The following is a 7,443-nucleotide window of genomic DNA, read 5'->3' as shown; positions in this document are numbered from 1 at the left end:
CGATACGTCTCGTCTCGACGGCTTGCATAGAATTTCCGGCATGGCCCCCAGAACCGCCCCCGACCCCGCCCGGCGCAGCGAACGCGCACGCTCCGCCGTCCTCACCGCCGCGCACGAACTCGTCTCCGAGGTCGGCTTCGGCAAGCTCAGCATCGAGGCGATCGCCGCCCGGGCCGGCGTCGGCAAGCAGACCATCTACCGCTGGTGGCCCTCCAAGGGCGCGGTGGTCTTCGACGCCTTCCTCGCCGCCAACGCGCGCGTGGAAGGCGACTTCGCCCTCCCCGACACCGGCGACCTCGCCACCGATCTGCGGATCGTCCTGCGGTTCAGCGCCGACGACCTCACCGACCCCGTGCTCGACCGCACCTACCGCGCCATCAACGCCGAGGTGCTGAGCGACCCCGCGGTGCAGGCCGAGTACCGCACCCGGCTGCTGGACCCCCTGCTGGACGTCACCCGCGACCGCCTCCGCAGCGCCCGCGAGGCCGGTCAGCTCGCCCCCGACACCGACCTCGACTTCGCCGTCGAGCTCCTCTACGGCCCGCTGTACTACCGCTGGCTGCACCAACTCGGCCCGGTCGACCACGACTTCACCGACCGCCTGGTCGACGCCGTCCTGCGCGCCCTCAACCCGCCCACGGCCGACGGCCGTTCCGACGCCTGACCGCGCACAGCTCCCCTACGTGCGCCCGCGCCGACGGCTCAGACCAGCGACGACTCAGACCAGCGGCGGCGAGGCCGGACCGGCCAGCGCCACCGAGACCAGGGCCCGCATCGCGCAGGCCGCCTGCCCCAGCGGCAACGTGGCGTCGTCCGCGAACAGCTCGACCAGCCAGCCCCCGGCCGGGTTCTGCCCGCCCGCCGCGACCATGCCCCGGTAGCCGGAGACCACCAGCATGGCCTCCTCGGCCGGGTCGTTGCCCGCCGCGCCGGTCCGCAGCGCGAAGCCACCGCCGCGCACCGCCCGCCGGGTCATCGGGTAGTGGCGCAGGTCGAAGACGGCGTCGGGGGCCTCGATCTGGGCGCGCTGGGTCTCGGCCCGGAGGCTGCTGGGGCCGCTGGTCATCCGGTAGACGGCGTGCTGGACGGTGCGCATCAGCTGCGAGCCCGGCGGGACGTACGAGACCCACCAGCCGACCGCGTCCAACAGCCGGGCGGCGGTCTCGGCGACGACGACCAGCTTGCCGAGGGTGTCGGCGGGGTGGACGGCCCGGGCGGCGGCGGCCTGGTCGAGCGAGGCGAGGACGGCGGTGAGCAGCTGCCCCGGGTCGGCGCTGTGGGCGGCGCCGCGGAAGCGCCGCCGGTCGGCCGCGCCCACCCGCCCGCCGGGCCCGCGGCGGCCGTCGGCGCGGTGGTGCGGGTCCGCGGCGTCGGCGAGCAGCACGGTGGGGTCGGGCGAGAAGCCGGGGCCGTGGCTGCGCCCGGCGACCACCGGGTGGGCGGCGCGGGCGGCCTTGGCGCGGTACTGGGCGGCGTCGGCGAGCCGGAAGAGCCGGTCGGGGGTGGTGACCGGCCCGATGGAGTCCCCGGTGGAGGCGACGCCGCAGGCGACCCCCTCACCCTCGGACAGCGCGAGCGCCCGCGCGCACAGCTCCTCGGCGACGGCGACCACCTCGTCGGCCTTCCGCCCCTCCACCAGCAGGCAGAACTCGTCCCCGCCGAGCCGGGCGGCGAGGCTGCCCGGCAGCTTGGCGGCGGCCAGCGACAGCTGGTGCGCGAAGCGCTCCAGCAGCCGGTCGCCCATCTCGTGGCCGAGCTGGTCGTTGACCCGCTTCAGCCCGTTGACGTCGCAGACCACCAGCGAGACCACGGTGTCGTCCCGGTTGTGCGCCTCCAGCGCGCCCTCCAGTCGGGCGTCGACCGCGCGCCGGTTGGCCAGGCCGGTGAGCGGATCGGTGAAAGCCAGTCGGCGCAGGTCGGCGAGGCGCTCGGTCTGGGCGAGCCCGGCCGAGATCTGGGCCGCGAGCAGGGTCGCGTAGTCCGCGTCGGATTCGACGAACTCGGGCATGCCGACCGTCCGGGCGAGGTACAGCTCGCCCCAGGCCTGCCCGTGCAGCACGATCGGCGCGACCACGCAGCAGGCCCGCCCGCGCCGGCGCAGCGCCGCGGCGCGCTCCTGGCAGTACGCGCCGGCGGTCGGGTGCGTGTGACCGACGTGCGGCTCGATGTTCTCGGCGGTCTGCAGCCAGGCGCGCGGCAGGCGCCCGGTGGTCCAGCGCTCCTCCAGGTAGGTGACGATCTCCGGGAAGTCCGCGACCGGGTACGACTCGTCCTCCGGCAGCTCCTCCTCGCCGGGCGCGAGCTCCCCGTGGTTGACCAGCACCCGCAGCCGGCCGGACTCGCGGTCCCAGACCGAGACCGCGGCCATGGTGGCGCCGAGCGCCTCGGTGGCCCGGACGGCGGCGGCCCGGACGGCCTCCAGCGGGCTGAGGGCGCCGGCCATGTCCTGGGCGAGGTCGACCACCGACTGCAAGCGCAGGTCGGGCAGCGGGTCGGGGTCGCGCGAGCCCGCGCAGTCGCAGCCGCGGTCCGTCATGATCGCCTCACTGCTCACCGGCTCGCCTCGCTCCCTGTGCTCGGTCCTGCCAGACCCCCGTGCGGGCCTGCGGCCCCGGACCGGCCGCACCGCCCGGCCGCTTGCACCAAGACTATGGCGGTTTCGTTCGGTTATGCCCCGTTTGCACCGAGATACATCGAGATGCGCCAACAAACGTACAACTTTGAACCGTTCGGTCACTCGGAGAGGGCACTCAGAGAGGGCACTCCGGAGAGGGCACTCCGGAGAGGGCACTCCGGAGAGGTGCCCCGCGCGCCGGGCCCCTATTCCGCCTTCAGCCGCCGCGACAGCAGCCACGGCTCGACCAGCCCCAGCCCCCGCACCGGCCGCCTCCACATCGGCTGGAGGTGGAAGCGCGCCCCCAGCTCCGGCCCCGGCAGCGGCAGCCCGGAGGCCGGCATCCCGGCCGCCGCCGACAGCGCCTCCGCCAGGCCCGGCCCCTCGGAGTCGGCCGGGGCGACGCTGCCGTTGTGCTCCAGCGCGGCGGCGAACTCGCCGTCGATCAGCACCGCGTCCTTGGGGGCGATCGAGGTGAGCCGGCTGGCCAGGTTCACCGTGGTGCCGAAGACGTCGCCCATCCGCTGGGTGACGGTGCCGAAGGCCATGCCGACCCGCAGCGCGGGGATGGTGTCGTCCTCGGCCAGCGCCTCGATCAGGCTGAGCGCGATCTCGGCGGCGGTGGACGGGTCCTCCGAGACGTAGAGGATCTCGTCGCCGAGGGTCTTGATCACCCGACCGCCCTGTCCGACGATCAGATCGGAGCAGGTGTTCTCGAAGGTCTCGACCAGCTCGCCGAGCTCCTCCTCCTCCAGCCGCCGCGACAGCCGGGTGAAGCCGACCAGGTCCGCGAAGCCGACCGCGAGCCGACCGCTGGTGATCTCGTGGTCCTCGGCCGCCTGCACCACCCGGCCCGTGACGGCGGCCAGTTGGCGCCGCCAGACGTACACCAGGAACTGCTCCAGCTCCGGCAGCAGCAGCTCGACCAGCGGGTACGCGACGTCGGCACGGGTCAGCCCGGGCTCGGCGGACTGGGTGAGGTTCTCCAGGAAGGTGTCCATCTGCCAGCCGGCCAGCCGGGCCGTGGTCTGGCCGGTGGAACGGGCCACCTGGATCGCCATCGACTCGCTCAGCAGCCCGGACTCGACCAGCCCGGCGAGCCGCCGCAGCGCGATCACGTCGCCGTCGGTGAGCGCCCGGGACTGGCCGATGTCGGGGAAGCCCATGGCCCGCCAGAAGCGGGTGGCCAGCTCCATCGGGACGTCGGCGGCGCGCGCGGCCTGGTACGGGGTGTAGCGGCGTGGTGCGTCCAGGATCAGGCGTTCCAGTTCGAGCGCGACCGTGGGGTCGTGACCGCCCGCTGTCCCGCTGCCGCCGTCCTCTGCCACCGGTCCGTCCCCGTGCGGTCGCCGCACTCGCCTCGTGTCCTACCTGTCCGGGCGCGCCGTCCGCCACCCGGGCGGGCAGTGGCGCGCCTCACACCGCTGCCAGGTGGAATGTTCGCACGGAATCGCTCGATCCGGAGCATCCGTCCGGGTCAAGGAGAGGTGAAGCCTGCCGTTCAGCGGGGCTCGGGGCGAACGTGGACCACGTCGCCCGCGCCGACCGCCCGGCGTGCGCCGTCGGCCGTTCGCACCACCAGGCGGCCGTCCCCGTCCACCGCAACCGCCTCGCCGAGCAGCTCGCGGTCGCCGGGCAGGTGCACCCTCACCTGGCGGCCGAGCGTGGTGCAGCGGTCCACGTACGCGCGCAGCAGGTCGCTGGTGTGCGGGTCCCCGGCCGCGGCCGTCCACTCGCGGTACAGCCCGGCGAACTCGCGCAGCAGGGCGCGCAGCAGGACGGACCGGTCGGTGGTCACCGCGCCGGCCAGCGCGAGCGAGGCCGCGGTGGGGACGGGCAGCTCCTGCTCGCGCAGCGAGACGTTGAGGCCCATCCCGACGACCACCGCGCCGCCGCTCAGCTCGGTGAGGATGCCGCCGAGCTTGCGCTCCGCGCCGTCGATCTCCACCTGGAGGTCGTTCGGCCACTTCAGCCCGACCTCGACCCCGGCCACCCGGTCGAGGGTGCTGGCCGCGGCCACCCCGACCAGGATCGGCAGCCAGCCGTACCGCTCGACCGGCACCTCCTCGGGGCGCAGCAGGAAGGACAGGAACAGCCCGGAGCGGGCCGGGGCGGTCCACTGCCGGTCCATCCGCCCGCGCGCGGCGCTCTGCGCCTCGGCGACCAGCACCGCGCCCTGCGGGGCGCCGGCCCGGGCCCGCTCGGCGAGGTCGCTGTTGGTGGAGCCGGTCTCGGCGAGGACGTCCAGCGAGGTCCAGAGCCCGCCCGGGACCACCAGGTCGCGGCGCAGCCCCTCCTGGTCCAGCGGCGGCCGGTCCAGGTCGGTCCAGGGGGACGGTCCGGTGCGGCCGAAGCCGCGCAGTCCGCTGCGGCGGGGGGTCTCGGGTGCGGTCATGGGGAAACCCTAGGCGGTGGACGGAACCGGGGCGCGCAGGGCGTGGGAGCGGGGCGCGGACGGAGTCCGGGGGCGTGGGCCGGTGGCGCAGTCCGCCCCATCGTCCCTCAGAACCCGCGTGGACACACTGTGTCGCTGGCCATAACGCCAGGACGTTACGTCCGGCCCTCCGCGCTGGCTACGCTACCCAGCGGTAGTCGCAGCGCCGCCCTGCCCTCCTGCGCGAGCCCCCACCCCGGCCCGCGCGCACTCGAACAGGTCGCGGCCATGGATCAGGGAGAGCCACCGGATGACCGAGGCGCCGTACGACCCCCACACCACCGCCGGCAAGATCGCCGACCTGCGGCGAAGGCTGGACGAGGCGGTGCACTCCGGCTCGTCCAAGGCCGTGGAGAAGCAGCACGCCAAGGGCAAGCAGACCGCCCGCGAGCGGGTCGTGGAGCTGCTGGACGAGGGCTCGTTCGTGGAGTTCGACGAGTTCGCCCGGCACCGTTCGACTAACTTCGGCCAGGAGCGCAACCGCCCGTACGGCGACGGCGTGGTGACCGGCTACGGCACCGTCGACGGCCGCCAGGTCGCCGTCTTCGCCCAGGACTTCACCGTCTTCGGCGGCTCGCTCGGCGAGGTCTTCGGCGAGAAGATCGTCAAGGTGATGGACTTCGCCCTGAAGACCGGCTGCCCGGTCATCGGCATCAACGACTCCGGCGGCGCCCGGATCCAGGAGGGCGTGGTCTCGCTCGGCCTGTACGGCGAGATCTTCCGCCGCAACGTGCACGCCTCGGGCGTCATCCCGCAGATCTCGCTGATCATGGGCCCCTGCGCGGGCGGCGCGGTCTACTCCCCCGCGATCACCGACTTCGTGGTGATGGCCGACCAGACCTCGCACATGTTCATCACCGGCCCGGACGTGATCAAGACCGTGACCGGCGAGGACGTCGGCATGGAGGAGCTGGGCGGCGCCCGCACCCACAACACGAAGTCCGGCAACGCGCACTACCTGGCCTCGGACGAGAAGGAGGCGATCGAGTACGTCAAGAGCCTGCTCTCGTACCTGCCCTCCAACAACCTGAGCGACCCGCCGTCCTACCCCGAGCAGGCGGACCTCACGATCACCGACGAGGACCTCGAACTCGACGCCATCGTGCCGGACTCGGCGAACCAGCCGTACGACATGCGCGCGGTGATCGAGCACATCGTCGACGACGGCGACTTCCTGGAGACCCAGCCGCTGTACGCCGGCAACATCATCACCGGCTTCGGCCGGGTCGAGGGCCACGCGGTCGGCATCGTCGGCAACCAGCCGATGGACCTGGCCGGCGTCCTGGACATCAACGCCAGCGAGAAGGCCGCCCGCTTCATCCGCACCTGCGACTCCTTCAACATCCCGGTGCTGACCTTCGTGGACGTGCCCGGCTTCCTGCCCGGCACCGAGCAGGAGTGGAACGGCATCATCCGCCGCGGCGCCAAGCTGATCTACGCCTACGCCGAGGCCACCGTCCCGCTGATCACCGTGATCACCCGCAAGGCCTTCGGCGGCGCGTACGACGTCATGGGCTCCAAGCACCTGGGCGCCGACCTCAACCTGGCCTGGCCGACCGCCCAGATCGCGGTGATGGGCGCGCAGGGCGCGGTCAACATCCTGCACCGCCGGGAGATCGCCGAGGCCGAGGCGGCCGGCACCGTCGAGGAGACCCGCGCCGAGCTGATCGCCTCGTACGAGGACACCCTGCTGAACCCGTACCTGGCGGCCGAGCGCGGCTACGTGGACGCGGTGATCGCCCCCAGCGAGACCCGTCGCCACATCGTCCGGGGCCTGCGGGCGCTGCGCGGCAAGCGCGAGGTGCTGCCGCCGAAGAAGCACGGCAACATCCCCCTGTAGGCCCCATCCCTCCCGGGAGAGAACCAGATGTCCCCGATCCACGTGCTGCACGGGCAGCCGACCCCCGAGGAGCTCGCCACCGTCCTGGCGGTGGTCCAGGCCCGGGCCGCCGCCGCGCAGGCCGCCGCCGAGACGGCGCGCCTGGCCGGCGCCAGCCCGGACTCCCCCTGGAACGACCGCTCCCGCCTGCTCCGCCCCACCATCCGCCCGGGCGTCAACGCCTGGCGGACGTCGGGCTGGGCGCACTGAACACCGCCGGGTGGCGCGGAAGGATCGGCCCGGCCGACCTCCCGCGCCACCCGGCCCACCTCCCGCGCAAGCAGGCCGCTCCGCCCGCTTTGCCCGGAACCTGAGTACGGATACTCAGGCGCCCCCGCCCCCCGCGGCGCACTCTGGACGGGTGCTCTGGTCAGACCCTCGCGATGAGCCCTCGCCCGAGGCCCGTCGCATGCAGGAGCGGATGCAGCGGGCCGGCCGGGTGCTCGCCGCGCTGGTGCTGGTGGGCGCCGTCCTGGTCATGCTCTCCCGCTGGTTCACCTGAACGGCGTACACCGG

The 7,443-nt window shown here is 73.7% G+C and carries 6 protein-coding genes and 1 pseudogene; 4 read left to right on the top strand and 3 right to left on the bottom strand.

Features of this window, described 5'->3' with window-relative positions; translation table 11 throughout:
* The first annotated feature begins 40 nt into the window (after positions 1–40).
* Positions 41–664: a TetR/AcrR family transcriptional regulator gene (locus J0670_RS24540; protein WP_207813825.1), complete on the top strand. Its 624-nt coding sequence runs from the start codon at positions 41–43 to the stop codon at positions 662–664.
* A 621-nt stretch (positions 665–1,285) separates the two neighbouring features.
* Here the strand turns inward: J0670_RS24540 and J0670_RS39475 are convergent.
* The 3 genes and pseudogenes from J0670_RS39475 to J0670_RS24525 form a co-directional block, all read right to left on the bottom strand.
* A pseudogene (locus J0670_RS39475) lies at positions 1,286–2,443 on the bottom strand (diguanylate cyclase domain-containing protein); the annotation flags it as partial.
* Positions 2,444–2,820: 377 nt separating this feature from the next.
* Complete coding sequence (locus tag J0670_RS24530) at positions 2,821–3,942, bottom strand: adenylate/guanylate cyclase domain-containing protein (RefSeq protein WP_207813824.1); 1,122 nt, start codon at positions 3,940–3,942, stop codon at positions 2,821–2,823.
* Positions 3,943–4,115: 173 nt separating this feature from the next.
* Positions 4,116–5,009, bottom strand: coding sequence for a biotin--[acetyl-CoA-carboxylase] ligase (locus J0670_RS24525; RefSeq protein ID WP_207813823.1), 894 nt, complete (start codon positions 5,007–5,009; stop codon positions 4,116–4,118).
* 289 nt (positions 5,010–5,298) lie between these two features.
* On the opposite strand from J0670_RS24525, the gene J0670_RS24520 reads away from it, so the two are divergent.
* Genes J0670_RS24520 through mmpB form a run of 3 tightly spaced genes read left to right on the top strand, consistent with a single transcriptional unit; the run spans position 5,299 to position 7,429 of the window.
* Positions 5,299–6,888 (top strand): acyl-CoA carboxylase subunit beta, encoded by a 1,590-nt coding sequence (locus J0670_RS24520; RefSeq protein ID WP_207813822.1) that lies wholly within the window; start codon positions 5,299–5,301, stop codon positions 6,886–6,888.
* Between the two features lie 27 nt (positions 6,889–6,915).
* Positions 6,916–7,137, top strand: a complete 222-nt coding sequence (locus J0670_RS24515) for an acyl-CoA carboxylase subunit epsilon (RefSeq protein WP_207813821.1) — start codon at positions 6,916–6,918, stop codon at positions 7,135–7,137.
* 10 nt (positions 7,138–7,147) lie between these two features.
* Positions 7,148–7,429, top strand: coding sequence for a morphogenic membrane protein MmpB (gene mmpB / locus J0670_RS40605; protein WP_374223156.1), 282 nt, complete (start codon positions 7,148–7,150; stop codon positions 7,427–7,429).
* Positions 7,430–7,443 lie beyond the last annotated feature (14 nt).

Source organism: Streptomyces sp. FH025 (assembly GCF_017427025.1).
Lineage (GTDB): Bacteria > Actinomycetota > Actinomycetes > Streptomycetales > Streptomycetaceae > Kitasatospora.
The sequence above is the reverse complement of the archived record's forward strand: the minus strand, read 5'-3'. Positions and strand labels throughout refer to the sequence as shown.